Below are 14,227 nucleotides of genomic sequence, written 5' to 3'. Positions count from 1 at the left end.
TACGCGCTTTCTCCGCTAACAGGCCGCGCGGCCGCAAACCGTCCACGCGGTAAAACCACGACCGGTTATTTGCCGTCGTTGATGGTGACCTCGGTTACCGCGCCGTCCTGCATGCCCCATTTCGTCAGTATTTTCATGTAGGTGCCGTCGGCAATCATCGCGGTCAGGGCCGATTTCACGCCGTCGATAAGGGCGCTGTCGTCCTTGGCGATGCCCATGCCGGTGACCTGGTAGGCAAACGCCTTGCCCAGCGGTTTATAGGTATTTTTCTCCAGGTTCATGATATACGGCAGGGTTTCGCTGCCCTGCACCACGCCGTCGATGCGGCCCTGGCGCAGCTGGGTACGGGCATCGGCAGTGCCTTCCGCGCCCACCACCACGATGGCTGGTTTACCGGCGGCCTCGCAGTTGGCCTGGCTCCAGGCGGCAATTTCCGCTGGGAAGGTGGTGCGCCGGCTGGTGCCGACCTTCTTGCCGCACAGATCCAGCATCTGGTTTATTTCACTGTGGGCGACGGTGGTGTAGAACTGCGGCCCGCTGTGGTAATAATCCACGAAGGTCGCTATGGGCTGGCGGGCTTTGGTATCGGTCATGCCGGAGAGGATCATATCGATGCGCTTGGTCGCCACCGCATTGACCATTTGTTCAAAGCCGATTTCCTGCCAGTTGATTTTGCGGTTCAGGCGTTTGCCGATCTCCATGCCCAGATCGTAATCCATGCCGGTCAGCTCGCCGGTGGCGGGATCCTTGAATTCCAGCGGCGGATAGTTAGGCATCATGGCCACTTTGATTTCGTCTTTTTGCGTCAGTTCCGCGGCACCGGCAGTCGTGATGCCGGCCGCCGTATTGAGCAACACGCCGGCGGTTAACAAGGACAACAGCGTTTTTTTCATGATCAGGTTCTCATTATGTAATGATGTTTAAATCAGGACGGCAGAGATAAAATTCTGGGTCCGCGGATTCTGGGGATGGAGCAAAACATCTTCCGGATTACCACTCTCAATGATCCCGCCTTCATCCATAAAGACCACGCGGTTGGCGACTTCCCGGGCAAAACCCAACTCATGGGTGACCACGATCATCGTCATTCCCTCGGCGGCGAGGCCGCGCATCACCGCCAGCACCTCGCCCACCATCTCCGGATCCAGCGCGGAGGTGGGTTCGTCAAACAGCATCAGCTTGGGTTTCATGGCCAGCGCGCGGGCAATCGCCACCCGCTGCTGCTGTCCGCCGGACAGTTCCAGCGGATAGGCGTCGCGCTTGTGGGCCAGCCCCACCCTGTCCAGCAGCGCCATGGCTTCCTCGGTGGCTTCTTTTGCCGGCCGCAGCAGCACCTGCGTCGGCCCCTCGATAATATTTTCCAGGGCGGTTTTATCGGGAAACAGGTTAAAGCGCTGGAATACCATGCCGGTCTTCAGGCGCTGGCGGGCCACCTGACGGTCATTGAGCGGATAGAGCTTTTTACCCACGATGCGGTAGCCCACCAGCTCGTCATCCACCCAGATGCCGCCGCTGTCGATGCGCTCCAGCTGGTTGATACAGCGTAAAAACGTGCTTTTCCCCGAGCCGGAAGGGCCGATAACGCACATGACCTCGCCGTGGTCTACAGACAGGTTAATGTTCTTAAGGGCCTGAAATTGGTCGAAATACTTATTCACATTGACGGCGTTGATGATGTTTTTCATCGGTCCTCCCGTTAGCGATCGCGGCGCCGGGTGCCACGGCCGAAATACCGTTCCAGACGCACCTGTCCAAGCGACAGCAGAGTCACCGCCACCAGATACCAAATGCCGGCGACAAACAGCAGTTCCATTACCCGGGCGTTGGCGAAATAGATGGTCTGGGCGTTATACAGCAGCTCGGAATACTGGATCATGCTGGCCAGGCTGGTGGTCTTCACCATGCTGATAAATTCGTTGCCGATGGGGGGGATAATCACCCGCATCGCCTGGGGTAAAATAATGCGCCGCAGGGCATGCAGGCGGGTCATGCCAATGGTTTTAGCGGCTTCATACTGGCCCTGGTCCACCGACAGCAGGCCGGCGCGCACCACTTCCGAGGTATAGGCGCCCTGATTGATGCTCAGGCCGAGCAGCGCGGCCATAAACGGCGTCATGATATCGACGGTGTGAACGCTGAATAGCCCGGGAATGCCCATGACCGGGAAGATCAGCGCCAGGTTGAACCACAGCAGTAATTGCAATATCAATGGGGTACCGCGGAAAATCCAGGTGTAGCCGATAGCAACGGCGCGCAGTACCGGGTTTTGCGACATGCGCATCACCGCGATAACGACGCCGAAGATGACGCCCAGCAGCATCGCCAGGACAGACATCACGATAGTATTGCCCAGGCCGAACAGAATGGCTTTGGCGGTCAGGAACTGGCCGACGAAGCGCCACTCGATGTTGCCGTGGGCGAAGGCATTGATCAGCAACGCCAGCAGCGCCAGAATAATCACCGAGGAGAAAATCCGGCCATAATAGCGCTGCGGCACGTGCTGATATTCGCTGAGATCGATCCTGGCGGACGGGTCGCCGCCAGGATAGCGCTGTTCGTTCATAGCCACTCCCGCCGGTTATTCAACAGAGGTTAACGTCAGACCGGCATAGCTGGTCACCCAGGCGGCCTGGGCCGCCAGTTTCAGGCGTAGCCGGGCGATTTGTTCGGCTACGCGGACCGGCGCGGTTCCGCCCCAGGCGCAACGCGCGTTGATAGCCGCCTCCAGGGTCAGGCACTGGCGCACCTCGCCGGTCAGGCGGGCATCCACCCCGGCCAGCTGATCGTCGCTGAGCTGGTGCAACGCCAGTTGTTGCTGTTCGCACAGCTGTACCAGCCGGCCGGTGATTTCATGGGCTTCTTTAAACGGCACACCCCGGCGGGACAGCCAGTCCGCCACCTCGGTGGCCAGGGTAAAGCCCTCCGGCGCCTGCTGCAGAAGTCGTTCGCGGTCGACGACCAGGGTCTCGATCATGCCGGCCATGGCCGGCAGAACCAATAACAGCTGTTCAACCGTATCCATGGCATTGCGCTTGTCTTCGATCAGATCGCGGTTATAGGACAGCGGCAGGCTTTTCATGGTGGCCAGCATCGCCGTCACGTTGCCGATTAAGCGCCCGCTTTTGCCGCGGGTCAGCTCGGCGATATCGGGGTTTTTTTTCTGCGGCATAATGGAACTGCCGGTGGCGTACGCATCATGCAGCGATACCCAGCGGAACTGGCGCGAGGCCCACAGGCAGACCTCTTCGCACAGCCTGGAGAGATTGACGCCGAGCATGCCGCCGGCAAACAGAAATTCCGCCACATGATCGCGGCTGGCCACCGCGTCGATGGAATTTTCGCAGGGGCCGTCGTAACCCAGATCCCGCGCCGACAGCTCGGGGTGCATGGCAATCGCCGAACCGGCCATGGCGGCGGCGCCCAGGGGGGACAGCGCGCAACGTTTATCCCAGTCCTGCAAGCGCTCGACGTCGCGGGCAAACGATTGGGCATGGGCCAGGAGCTGATGACCGAACACGATGGGCTGGGCCTGCTGCAGGTGGGTAAAGCCGGGGGCGATGCTGTTGATATGCTGCTGCGCCTGCTGCACCAGCGCCGTTTGCAATCCCAGCAGGGCGAGGACGATTTTCCGCGCGTTATCGCGCAGGTAAAGGCGCAAATCGTTGGCGGTCTGGTCATTGCGGGACCGGCCGGCGCGCAGTTTACCGCCCAGTTCCCCCAGCCGCTCGGTCAGCATGCGCTCAATAAAGGTATGCACATCCTCATCATCAATACTGGGCTGGATACGGCCCTGGCGGTGGTCATCGGCCAATTGCCCGATGGCCGCCACCATCAGGTCGGTTTCCCGCGCGTCCAGCAGCCCGGCGCGCTGCAATTCGTAAGCATGGGCGCGGCAGCCTTCCAGGTCGTAGGCGGTGAGGGCAAAATAGGCGTCGGGGCTGCGCGACAGCGCGCTGAGCGCGGCGGCGGGGCCGCTTTTGAAGCGTGCTCCCCATAAACGTTCTACCGGTTGTGGCATGGCATGCTCCTTTCATGGCATGGATGTTGCAATCTTTGCTTTATCCGCGGTCGGTGATGAAGACCGGAAGAAAAGAGGACAAACATCCGCTGGCCATGGCGAAATGAGATAAAAGAGGCTGTTAAATTGATAATGGAGAACGAGGGCGTGGGGGTAAATAGTTATTATGGAAAGTCCACTTTCCAAATTTGGAAACACGTCGCCAGTCAAAAGTGATATTAATCAGCAGAACATTGGCGTTGCCGATTTAAAGCTTTTGCGGGTATTCAAAACGGTAGTTGAGGCCGGAGGGTTTACCGCGGCCTGCAATGAATTAAATATCGGACTGGCGGCGATAAGTAAACAAATATCCGATCTTGAAATCCGTTTCGGCATGAAACTGTGCACCCGGGGACGTGAAGGATTTTATCTTACCGAGCATGGTAAAGTGGCTTATCTGGCGTGTCTTGATTTGTTCTCATCGATAAATCAGTTCCGGGATACGTTAAATCATGCCCGCCATGAAATATTCGGTGAATTAAATATCGGCATTATCGATAATACCATCACCGACGCGCAGTCACCGGTGGTGGGGGCGCTAAGCGAGATACACCGCCAGGCGCCCAAGGTCAGCGTGCGTCTCCATGCCACCCAGCTTGAGGAAATCGAGCGCGGCGTTATCGACGGCCGTTTCACCTGTGGCATAATACCCGTCTACCAGGAAAAACCCGATTTTGATTATTTCTTCCTTTATCATGAAATAGCCTATCTTTGCTGTTCAAACCGGCATGAGCTGTTTTCTTTGGCGCCTAACGCATTAACCAATGAGCGTATTGCCAGCGCCAGTTTAATCAGGCATTTCTACACCAATCATGGCCATCAAAATCCCGGGCTTCATTTTTCCTCTTCCAACGCCGTGGCGGTACAGGTCGAAGCGGTTACCATGCTTATCCTTACCGGTAATTATGTCGGATTTTTGCCCGCACATTATATCAGCCGCTATGAGCGCGAAGGAAAAATCAAAGCGCTCAAACCGGAGAATATCTCGGTGACCACGCCGTTTAATCTGGTGGTAAAAAGAGGCGCGGCGTTAAATTCCGTGGTGAAGTTATTTCGTGATGCGCTTAAAAATGCCGCCATCGCCCCGGCGGATCATACCGGGGCAGAATAATGCACCGGCCCCGCGGCATTGCACCACCCCTGGGCAATCGCTTAAAAGATTTATCACCCACTTGGAAAATATCCCGCAGCGCCAGTCACCTTACCGATTCCGCCCGCCGAACTGACATTGGTTAAATTTATTTACATATGTAAAGCTAATGAGTAGTATTCTCATTATCTTCTTTGCGCGCCCTTCTATGCCAGACTCATCAGGCTGCGCGGGGCGGGCAAGAATCATAAAAGTAGCGGTTAAATCATTGATTTAAAACAATAACGGTCTTGTGGAGAAAGAGAATGTCGGCAGTGCCAGGGGTAATGAAACGCAGCGCGGGGCAACGGGTAACTCATTCAGGCTGGACATGCTCTTTGTCCCTTATTGCCACGTTGATTTCATCCTTTGTCAATCCGGCATGGGCGGATGAGCCGGCCGGCGAAAAAGCGTCTTCTGATGAAACGATGGTGGTCAATGCCCAGGCAAGCGGCGCAACCGATGCCGCCCGGCAGGATTACAGTGTGCCGGTCACCCGCGCCGGAACAAAAATGCTGCTGGTGCCGCGTGATATTCCTCAGTCCGTCAGCATTATCAGCAAACAGCGCATGCAGGATCAAGACCTGCAAACCGTGGGCGAGGTGCTGACCAATACCACGGGCATAACCGCCAATAATATCGACTCCGATCGTTCAACGTATTATTCCCGCGGTTTTTTCATCAACAATTTTCTTTATGATGATATTCCCACCACCCTGAGCGACGTTTGGAACTTCGGCGACGCCGGTTCGGATACCGCCATTTATGATCGTATCGAAGTGGTGCGCGGCGCAACGGGGCTCCTGACCGGATCGGGCAATCCCTCCGCCGCTATCAATATGGTGCGCAAACGTGCCGATAGCCGCGAATTCCAAGGCTCTGTTTCCGGCACTTACGGCACGTGGGATAAGCAACGGATGGTAGCCGATCTTTCCGCGCCGCTGACGGAATCAGGCAATGTGCGCGGCCGCGTTATTGCCGGCTACCAGGATAACGATACCTGGCTTGATCGCTATCATAACCGCAAAAAATTCATTTATGGCGTTATTGACGCCGACCTGACGGATTCCACCACGCTATCACTGGGCTATGATTATCAGGAAAGCGATACCAGCAATCCCACCTGGGGCGGGTTGCCGACCTGGTACAGCGACGGCAGCCGCACGCATTTTGACCGCAGCTTTAATCCGGCGCCGGACTGGAGCTACTCCAGTCATGAGTCGAAAAAAGTCTTTGCCGATCTGACCCAGCGTTTTGCCAACGGCTGGCAGCTGCGCGTCAACGGCACCCATGCCGAAACCGATTTCGACTCCAAGCTGATGTATGCCGACGGTTTCCCGGATAAGGACACCGGCGAGGGCGTTTCCGCCTACGGCGGCTGGAATAAAGGCAAACGTAAGCTGGATTCCGTCGATACCTACGCCACGGGACCCTTTGAGCTGCTGGGCCGACAGCATGAGCTGGTGGCCGGCGCCAGCTACAGCAAACAAAATAATCATTTTTTTAACTCCCAGGCCACCATCACCGAGTCCGATATCGGCAATTATAACAACTGGAACGGCCATATCGCCGATGCGGACTGGAGTCCATGGGTTGATTATTCCAACGACACCATCCGGCAAAAATCGGTCTATACCGCGGCCCGTTTTTCGCTGGCCGATCCGCTGCACCTGATCGTCGGCGCGCGCTACACCGACTGGCGCGCCAATGGTTCGACCGCCACCAGCGATAAAGACGACGTCACGCCCTACGCCGGCCTGATTTATGATATCAACGACACCTGGTCCGCTTATGCCAGCTATACCGCCATCTTCCAGCCGCAGACCTACCGGGACGCCAGTAAAAACTATCTGGACCCGACGACGGGTAAAAACTATGAAGCCGGCCTGAAAGGCGACTGGTACAACAGCCGCCTGACCGCGTCTTTGGCGATTTTCCGTATCGAGCAGGATAATGTGGCGCAAAGCGAAGGCACCTATATTCCCGGTACGACGGAAATGGCCTATCGCGGCGTCGACGGCACCGTCAGCAAAGGCGTCGAGTTCGAACTTAACGGCGCGGTAACCGACAACTGGCAAGTCACTTTTGGCGGCGCGCGTTATGTGGCCGACGATCAGGACGGCAACGCCATCAACGCCGAACTGCCGCGCACCTCGCTGAAATTGTTTACCCGTTATCAACTGCCGATGCTGCCCGATCTGGCGGTGGGCGGCGGCGTAAACTGGCAGAACCATACCTGGCAGGATGCCGCCGGCCCGCAGGGTACGATGCGCGCCGATCAGGGCAGCTACGCGCTGGTCAGCCTGTTCAGTCGCTACCAGGTTACCCGCCAGCTTTCGGTGCAGGCCAATATCAACAACCTGTTCGACAAAGAGTACTATGACTACCTCGGTCCTTACGCGGTATATGGCGCGCCGCGCAATATGTCGGTAACGGTGGGTTACACCTTCTGATCATAGACAGGGCGGGAGATATCCCGCCTTGTCTTCTGGCATCCATACCCGTTAAACCGCGGTTTTAACAGCGGCGTCAAATCGTTCCTCCTTTAAAAATCTGGTAGCCTAGGTCAATAGAGTAATTGACATCTTCATGGCGGATTTTTTTCAGCACCATTTCCGCCGCGCATTTTCCCATGCCGATGCGCGGGGTAATGACGCTTGCCAGGCGGGGGGTTATGGCCCGGCCGATATCCAGCCCATGGAAACCGGCGATGGCGATATCGCCGGGGACGGGGATATTTTGCCGCAGGCATTCCAGCAGCGCGCCCACGGCGATGTCGTCATTGGTGCAAAACAGACCGTCCAGATCGGGGAAGCGTTTTAGCGCCTGGTTAAAAATATCGGCGCCGAGGGAAAACGAGGATATTTCATTGGCGGTGAGCATCAGCGGGGTTAAATCGTAAGACTTCATCGCCTGGGCATACCCCTGGTAGCGCTGGCGGTCGCGCAGATCATCCCGCGAACCAAGATAGACAACCCGGCGTTTGCCGCTGGCCAGCATGGTCGACATCATATCGAAAGCCGCTTCCTGGTTATCATAGCCCACCTGGATATCCATAAATTCCTCACGGGTATCCATCACTTCAACAACGGGGATTTTAGCGGCCAGCAGGCTTTTTATACTGCGCAGGGTATGTTCTTTTTCCATCAAAATAATGCCGTCGATGCTGTAGGAAAGCAGATTAACAATCTGCTGCTCTTCCGTTTCCTTGCTGTAATTATAATTGGCGATTAATGTCTGGTAATTATTAACCGAGGTTACGGACTCGATACCGGCCAGCACGTCGGAAAATACCTGATTATTAAACGACGGCACCAGGATGCCGATGGAGTGGCTGATGGAATTCAGCATCATCTCCGGCGCCCTGTTTGGAATATAATTCAACTCTTCGATAATACCGGCTATTTTGGTCCCGGTCGCCTTGGCAACTTTTTCCGGCGTGCGCAGATAACGGCTGACCGTGGTTTTGGTGACGCCGGCAAAGGTGGCGATGTCTTGCATGCTGACCCGGTATTTTTTCATTCCACCCTCTCTGATGATCCCGGTCCGGCAGCCATGGCCGGCAGACCGGGAATATCCTTTCGCGTTACGCTCCAAAAAATCTGTGCCAACTAATGGATAATCATATTGAGCAATAGTACACCGGCTAATCCGATAAACGAGATCAGTGTTTCCATGACCGTCCAGGTTTTCAAGGTTTCAGCCACGCTCAGGTTAAAATAACCCTTAAACAGCCAAAAGCCCGGGTCGTTGACATGGGATGCGATCACGCTGCCCGCGCCGGTCGCCAGCACCATAAGCGCCGGATCGGCATGGGTGACGGCGATAATCGGTAAAACAATGCCCGAGGTGGTGATCGCCGCCACGGTGGCCGACCCCAGCGCGATGCGCAATAACGCCGCGACGCACCAGCACATGACAAGCGGCGACAGCGACGTGCCGCGCATGATATTGGCGATAAAATCACCGACGCCGCTGTCCACCAGTACCTGTTTAAAGGCGCCGCCGCCGGCGATAATAAAGATGATCATGGCGATGGCGGCAATGGAATCGCCCAGGATATCCATCACCTGGCCGATCTGGCGCCCGCTGCGCAGGCCGAGAGTAAAAATACCCAGTACGATGGCGGCAAACAGCGCCACGGCGGGATTACCGATAAATTCCAGCAACAGACGCACGCCGTCGTCTTTCGCCATGGTCATATCGGCGATCGCAGCCAATGCCATCAGAATGACCGGGATAATGGCCACGGTCACACTGACGGCAAAACCGGGCATTTCCTGTTCGGTAAAAATTTTCGGGTTGAATAATCCCGCCGGCGGTTCTTTTTCAAATTTTTTCAGCAGTTTGGAAAAAAGGGGGCCGGCGATAATAACGGTCGGAATAGCGATGATCAGGCCATAAATCAGCGTGGTGCCCAGGTTGGCGTTAAAAATGATGGCGATAGCGGTAGGGCCGGGATGCGGCGGCAAAAAGCAGTGGGTCACCGACAGGGCGGCAACCATCGGAATGCCCACATACAGCAAAGGCAGCCCCGAGGCGGCCACAATGGTAAATACCAACGGCAACAAGAGGACGAAACCGACTTCATAGAACATTGCCAGGCCGACCACCAGCCCGGTTATCACCAGCGCCCACTGGATGCGTTGTTTGCCAAAAAACTGTATCAGCGTCGTGGCGATGCGCTGGGCGGCGCCGGTATCGGAGATCAGGCGTCCGAGCATAGCGCCGAATCCCAGGATCATCGCCAAACCACCCAAGGTGCCGCCAATACCGTTTTGAATCGAGTGCATGACCGCCAGCGGTTTCATGCCCTCGGCGATACCCACCACCGCCGCCACAAACACCAGGGCGATAAAACCATTGACTTTAAATTTGATCATCAATATCAGGAGTAATATTACCCCTAATGCAATAATTATAATCGGCATATCCAATCCCCATGCTAATGACGAAAAGTCGCCCGCGGGCGGCTCCCGTCATTTATTTATTATTCGTTATTTTTTTTACTTTCAGACTGCCGCCAACATACCGCCGTCAACAAAGATCAGGTGACCGTTGACAAAATCAGAGGCTTTCGCCGCCAGGAATACCGCGGCGCCGATAAGTTCCTGCGGGTCTCCCCAGCGGGCGGCCGGGGTGCGTTTGGTCAGCCAGGCGGTAAATTCCTGGTTATCGACCAGGGCCTTGGTCATTTCGGTATTAAAATAGCCGGGGGCGATGCCGTTAACCTGAATATTATAACGGGCCAGTTCCACACACATGCCGCGGGTCAGCATTTTAACCGCGCCCTTTGACGCCGCATAGGGGGTAATGGTGTCACGGCCGAGTTCGCTTTGCATGGAGCAAATATTGATGATTTTACCCCGGTTGCGTTTGATCATGTTACGGGCAACCGCTTGTGAAACCAAAAATACCGCCGTTTGATTTACCGCGATAATATCGTTCCAGTCTTTCTCAGGAAATTCGGTAAACGGATGGCGTCGCTGGATGCCGGCATTGTTAATCAAAATATCAATAGGGCCGATATCGGACTCAATTTGCTCAATAGCGCTATTAACGGCCTGGCTTTTCGTCACATCAAATGCGACAGAATAAGCGGTATACCCTTGGTCCCGTAACTGCTGCGCCGCTTTTTCCGCGCGGGCGGCGGTAATATCATTGATGATGATTTCCGCACCCGATTGCGCCAGTCCGTTGGCCAATAAAAAACCAATGCCTTGGGCGGAGCCGGTAATCAGCGCTTTTTTATTTTTTAATGAAAAAATATCGTTCATTTTGGATCCCTATTTTCAAAAAACCAACTGTACTTTTGACGCTAACGATTTGTCCGCCGCGAAGATCAACGCCTGTTCAAGTTCGGCCTGCGGATATTCACCGGATAACAACGGCAGCGGGTCGATGGTGCCGTTGCCCAGCCAGGCCACGGCGGTATTAAATTCGGTGGTGAAACGAAAACTCCCCACCAGCCTGATTTCCTTGGCTATGACCATCATCATGGGGAACTCCGGCGTCACGCCGCCCATGCCGACCTGGACTAAGGTACCCCTGGCCCGGGTTAATTCCAGGCAGCGCGTAATGGACTGGGGATGGCCCGAGGCTTCGAACGCGATATCGAAGTAGCCTTTTTGATCGGCATACGCGGAGAAATCACCGGCCGCCGCATGCAGGGTTTTGGTGGCGCCCATTTGGGCGGCGATATCCAGGCAACGCTGGCTCAGGTCGGCGCAGATGATTTCCCGCGCGCCCGAGGCCTTGGCGGCCGCCACCAGCAAGCTGCCGATAGGCCCGACGCCGGAGACAAAAACGGTTTTACCCTTAACGTCCCCGGCCTGATTCACGGCGTGAATGGCCACCGCCAGCGGTTCGGCAAAAGCCATGACGCGTTCATCGAGGGCATTGTTAAAGGGGATGCATTGTTCCGTATCCACGACTTTAAATTGCGTGAATCCGCCATCCACATGCGGGAAATACATGGCGCTGCCGAAAAAGCGCATATTAATACATTGATTTTCCTCACCGGACAGGCAATATTTACACTGTTTACAGGGCTTGCTGGGGTTAATGGCCACGCTCTGGTTAACGGATAACCCCGGGGCATCGCTTTTTACCACATGGCCGATAACTTCGTGCCCCAGAATCATGGGCTGGCGCACTTTGAAATTTCCGACCGCACCCTCCTGGTAATAATGCAGATCGGATCCGCAAATCCCGCCGCGGGATATTTTAACCAAGGTCCCCTGGCCGGAATATTCTACGTTTTGCGCCACCACGGCAACGGCTTTTTTTCCGGTAACCACGCAAGACTGGGTATCAACGTTCATTTTTATTTCCTCAACGGTAATGTCGTTGAGGTGCAGTTAAACGGCTATGGATGTGCAAAACTGTGATGGATGTCACTTAAAAATGATGTAACGAAAATGATGTAACGCATAACGTGATTGACTTAATAAAAAGCAACCTCCGTTCAAAATGAACAAGAAATAATGTGAATAACCCGGTATGGTAAATTGGCCGCTAAATAGATGCTAATTATGTTATTAGGTATTTGCTATCCCTCATTATTACGGATCGCGAGAGTACGCCTCTGATAAACAGGCGATAGTTACCGCCGCCGCCTGTCCAGGCATTGTCGGTTGCCGGTGCTGGCTTTATGTATGCTTGGCCATTGGGTTCTATTTTTTATTTTTATGGATTTTATAGCGCGTTATATTCCGCAGGGAATCATTTATCAATTAAGCGCGTCCCAAATCATTGAGGCGCCCGCCACCAGCATCATGGCGTCAATCAGGCGGTTAAAGGTTTTTTCAGCCATTTTCACCAAGAATATTTTACCGATGTACATGCCGGCAACCAGCGTACCGCCTACCATCAGGCCACTGATAACGACGGACCGCGGCAGGGCGCCGATGGCCCCGAACGCCGATGCCTTGGCAAGGTAGATAGCAAAGGAGGCGGCCGCTTCCGTCGACAGCAGCGCGCCTTTTGTCAGCCCATACCCGGCAAAAAGGGGGATGGTCAGCGGGCCCGTGGAGAAAACCACCCCGGTGAGGTAACCGACCAGTGCGCCCGCCAGCGCCAGTTGCATGGGGTTGAGCGTTATTGCCCGGGCATTGGCCCAGTGGCGCGCCGGGATCAGCAGGAAGAAAAACAGGCCGATGCAGAAGTTGGAGAGGGGCGCAGGCATCAGCCACAGCGTATTGGCGCCCAGGACGGCGGCGGGGATACCCGGCAGGGAATACCACAGAAAGGCCCTGATATTGATGTCCCTGCGCCACATAAGCACACGCGAAACATTACCCATAATGGCGGCGATGGCCATGATGGGAACCGCGGCCTTGGGACCAAAGGTATACGCCAGCGCCGGCAACAGCATGATGGAAGCGCCTGTGCCCACCATGCCGCTGATGATGCCGGCCGCTATTCCAATAATGACAATGATCAGATACATCACGCCGGCACGTCCTTTTTCAGGGGGTAGTAACCATGATGATAGCGATCAGAAATGGAATGGCTCGTGATAAAATATCACGCAATAGTGATAAAAAAGGACTGGTTATGCATTCACTCCCACCCCTGGCGGCATTACGGGCATTTTTGGTTGCATGCCATGCCGGCAGCTATACCGCCGCCGCCAAAGAATTATGTATTACCCATGGGGCGGTCAGCCGCCATATGCAGGTGGTTGAAAAATGGTTCGGCGTTAATTTATTCAGCCGGGAAGGCCAGCGACGCGTGCCGACGCCTTACGCCCTGACGCTGGCCCGGGAGCTGGGGAGCGCGTTTGATAACCTGTCCGACATCGCCCTGCGCTACGGCAACGGTGGACGTAATAATGTCTTTAATGTCAGCGTGCCGACCACACTGTGCCTGAAATGGCTGCTGCCCCGCCTCGATGATTTTTATACGCGCTTTCCCCAGGCAAATTTGCAGATTTCCACGGCCAATACCGAGCAATTGCACATTATCGGGCACTATGACCTGTTGATCCGGCGTGATATCAGCGTAGCGGAGTATTCCGCGATCGCGTTTTTGCAAGATCAGCATTGCCTGATGGCCTCCCCCGCGCTGCTTAAGCGTTATCCGCTCCGCCTGCCCGCGGATGTCCTCGCCTGTCCCCGCATTGAAACCCTGACAAGGCCTGAGCAGTGGAATCTGTGGCTGGCGGCGGCCGGCCTGCGAAAAACACCCGCGAGCTTATTTCGCCGTTACGACCATTTCCACGTTTCCCTGCAGGCGATGCTGGAAGGGATCGGGGTGGGATTGGGGCCGGTCAACACGCTGTCGGCGGAGATAATGCATGGCCGTCTTGTCCCGCTGTTTCCGCAATTTACCGTTGCCCCCTGTCAATACCAGGCCTTAACGCCGGTGAGCGTGCAAAAAACCGTATTGCACCAAGCGTTTGAGCAGTGGCTGGTGGTGCAGGGGAAAGCGCTAAATGCCGATGGCGATAACGACGCAAACACAACAGTCTGAGCGAATGCCGTGCCGGATACGGGGGTCAGGAATGCCGGCAGCAATGGAATAGTCGGGGCGCTGGC

At 55.5% G+C, this 14,227-nt stretch carries 12 protein-coding genes; 3 read left to right on the top strand and 9 right to left on the bottom strand.

What is annotated here, in order from left to right:
• Positions 1 to 65: 65 nt before the first annotated feature.
• Genes ACL2XM_RS21240 through argH form a run of 4 tightly spaced genes read right to left on the bottom strand, consistent with a single transcriptional unit; the run spans position 66 to position 4,018 of the window.
• Positions 66 to 893 (bottom strand): ABC transporter substrate-binding protein, encoded by an 828-nt coding sequence (locus tag ACL2XM_RS21240; protein ID WP_413721783.1) that lies wholly within the window; start codon positions 891 to 893, stop codon positions 66 to 68.
• Between the two features lie 27 nt (positions 894 to 920).
• The gene (locus ACL2XM_RS21235) at positions 921 to 1,685 is read right to left on the bottom strand and encodes an amino acid ABC transporter ATP-binding protein (protein ID WP_413721784.1); all 765 of its coding nucleotides are present in this window, start codon (positions 1,683 to 1,685) and stop codon (positions 921 to 923) included.
• Between the two features lie 11 nt (positions 1,686 to 1,696).
• The gene (locus ACL2XM_RS21230) at positions 1,697 to 2,563 is read right to left on the bottom strand and encodes an amino acid ABC transporter permease (RefSeq protein ID WP_410012773.1); all 867 of its coding nucleotides are present in this window, start codon (positions 2,561 to 2,563) and stop codon (positions 1,697 to 1,699) included.
• A gap of 15 nt (positions 2,564 to 2,578) precedes the next feature.
• Positions 2,579 to 4,018 carry an argininosuccinate lyase gene (gene argH, locus ACL2XM_RS21225; RefSeq protein ID WP_410012772.1) on the bottom strand — a complete coding sequence of 480 codons (1,440 nt, stop codon included), beginning with the start codon at positions 4,016 to 4,018 and terminating at the stop codon, positions 2,579 to 2,581.
• Between the two features lie 166 nt (positions 4,019 to 4,184).
• Between argH and ACL2XM_RS21220 the strand changes: the two genes are divergently transcribed.
• Together ACL2XM_RS21220 and fhuE are read left to right on the top strand one after the other, a co-directional pair.
• Positions 4,185 to 5,168: a LysR family transcriptional regulator gene (locus ACL2XM_RS21220; RefSeq protein ID WP_410012771.1), complete on the top strand. Its 984-nt coding sequence runs from the start codon at positions 4,185 to 4,187 to the stop codon at positions 5,166 to 5,168.
• A 305-nt stretch (positions 5,169 to 5,473) separates the two neighbouring features.
• Positions 5,474 to 7,639, top strand: coding sequence for a ferric-rhodotorulic acid/ferric-coprogen receptor FhuE (fhuE, locus tag ACL2XM_RS21215; RefSeq protein ID WP_413723524.1), 2,166 nt, complete (start codon positions 5,474 to 5,476; stop codon positions 7,637 to 7,639).
• Between the two features lie 76 nt (positions 7,640 to 7,715).
• Here the strand turns inward: fhuE and idnR are convergent, their stop codons facing one another.
• The 5 genes from idnR to ACL2XM_RS21190 all read right to left on the bottom strand — a co-directional run bounded on the left by idnR (position 7,716) and on the right by ACL2XM_RS21190 (position 13,137).
• Positions 7,716 to 8,708, bottom strand: a complete 993-nt coding sequence (gene idnR, locus ACL2XM_RS21210) for a DNA-binding transcriptional regulator IdnR (protein ID WP_410012769.1) — start codon at positions 8,706 to 8,708, stop codon at positions 7,716 to 7,718.
• Positions 8,709 to 8,797: 89 nt separating this feature from the next.
• The gene (locus tag ACL2XM_RS21205; RefSeq protein WP_410012768.1) at positions 8,798 to 10,117 is read right to left on the bottom strand and encodes a gluconate:H+ symporter; all 1,320 of its coding nucleotides are present in this window, start codon (positions 10,115 to 10,117) and stop codon (positions 8,798 to 8,800) included.
• An 81-nt stretch (positions 10,118 to 10,198) separates the two neighbouring features.
• On the bottom strand, positions 10,199 to 10,963 hold the full coding sequence (gene idnO / locus ACL2XM_RS21200) for a gluconate 5-dehydrogenase (RefSeq protein WP_410012767.1): 765 nt from the start codon (positions 10,961 to 10,963) through the stop codon (positions 10,199 to 10,201).
• Positions 10,964 to 10,978: 15 nt separating this feature from the next.
• Positions 10,979 to 12,010 carry an L-idonate 5-dehydrogenase gene (idnD, locus tag ACL2XM_RS21195; RefSeq protein ID WP_413721786.1) on the bottom strand — a complete coding sequence of 344 codons (1,032 nt, stop codon included), beginning with the start codon at positions 12,008 to 12,010 and terminating at the stop codon, positions 10,979 to 10,981.
• 407 nt (positions 12,011 to 12,417) lie between these two features.
• Positions 12,418 to 13,137: a sulfite exporter TauE/SafE family protein gene (locus tag ACL2XM_RS21190; RefSeq protein WP_410016663.1), complete on the bottom strand. Its 720-nt coding sequence runs from the start codon at positions 13,135 to 13,137 to the stop codon at positions 12,418 to 12,420.
• Positions 13,138 to 13,244: 107 nt separating this feature from the next.
• Here ACL2XM_RS21190 and ACL2XM_RS21185 point away from each other — a divergent pair, with 107 nt between their 5' ends.
• Complete coding sequence (locus ACL2XM_RS21185; RefSeq protein WP_413731558.1) at positions 13,245 to 14,162, top strand: LysR substrate-binding domain-containing protein; 918 nt, start codon at positions 13,245 to 13,247, stop codon at positions 14,160 to 14,162.
• The last annotated feature ends 65 nt before the right edge of the window (positions 14,163 to 14,227 follow it).

The sequence above is a fragment of the Sodalis sp. RH20 genome (assembly GCF_047324205.1).
In the GTDB taxonomy this organism is placed as follows: domain Bacteria; phylum Pseudomonadota; class Gammaproteobacteria; order Enterobacterales; family Enterobacteriaceae; genus Acerihabitans.
This window is presented reverse-complemented; position numbering and strand designations above follow the sequence as displayed.

Excerpts from the sequence above, each read along its gene's own strand:
- ACL2XM_RS21205 (WP_410012768.1), bottom strand. The coding sequence starts at position 10,117 with ATGCCGATTATAATTATTGCATTAGGGGTAATATTACTCCTGATATTG.
- ACL2XM_RS21190 (WP_410016663.1), bottom strand. The coding sequence starts at position 13,137 with ATGTATCTGATCATTGTCATTATTGGAATAGCGGCCGGCATCATCAGC.
- ACL2XM_RS21240 (WP_413721783.1), bottom strand. The coding sequence starts at position 893 with ATGAAAAAAACGCTGTTGTCCTTGTTAACCGCCGGCGTGTTGCTCAAT.
- ACL2XM_RS21220 (WP_410012771.1), top strand. The coding sequence starts at position 4,185 with ATGGAAAGTCCACTTTCCAAATTTGGAAACACGTCGCCAGTCAAAAGT.
- argH (WP_410012772.1), bottom strand. The coding sequence starts at position 4,018 with ATGCCACAACCGGTAGAACGTTTATGGGGAGCACGCTTCAAAAGCGGC.
- idnO (WP_410012767.1), bottom strand. The coding sequence starts at position 10,963 with ATGAACGATATTTTTTCATTAAAAAATAAAAAAGCGCTGATTACCGGC.
- ACL2XM_RS21185 (WP_413731558.1), top strand. The coding sequence starts at position 13,245 with ATGCATTCACTCCCACCCCTGGCGGCATTACGGGCATTTTTGGTTGCA.
- idnD (WP_413721786.1), bottom strand. The coding sequence starts at position 12,010 with ATGAACGTTGATACCCAGTCTTGCGTGGTTACCGGAAAAAAAGCCGTT.
- idnR (WP_410012769.1), bottom strand. The coding sequence starts at position 8,708 with ATGAAAAAATACCGGGTCAGCATGCAAGACATCGCCACCTTTGCCGGC.
- fhuE (WP_413723524.1), top strand. The coding sequence starts at position 5,474 with ATGAAACGCAGCGCGGGGCAACGGGTAACTCATTCAGGCTGGACATGC.
- ACL2XM_RS21230 (WP_410012773.1), bottom strand. The coding sequence starts at position 2,563 with ATGAACGAACAGCGCTATCCTGGCGGCGACCCGTCCGCCAGGATCGAT.
- ACL2XM_RS21235 (WP_413721784.1), bottom strand. The coding sequence starts at position 1,685 with ATGAAAAACATCATCAACGCCGTCAATGTGAATAAGTATTTCGACCAA.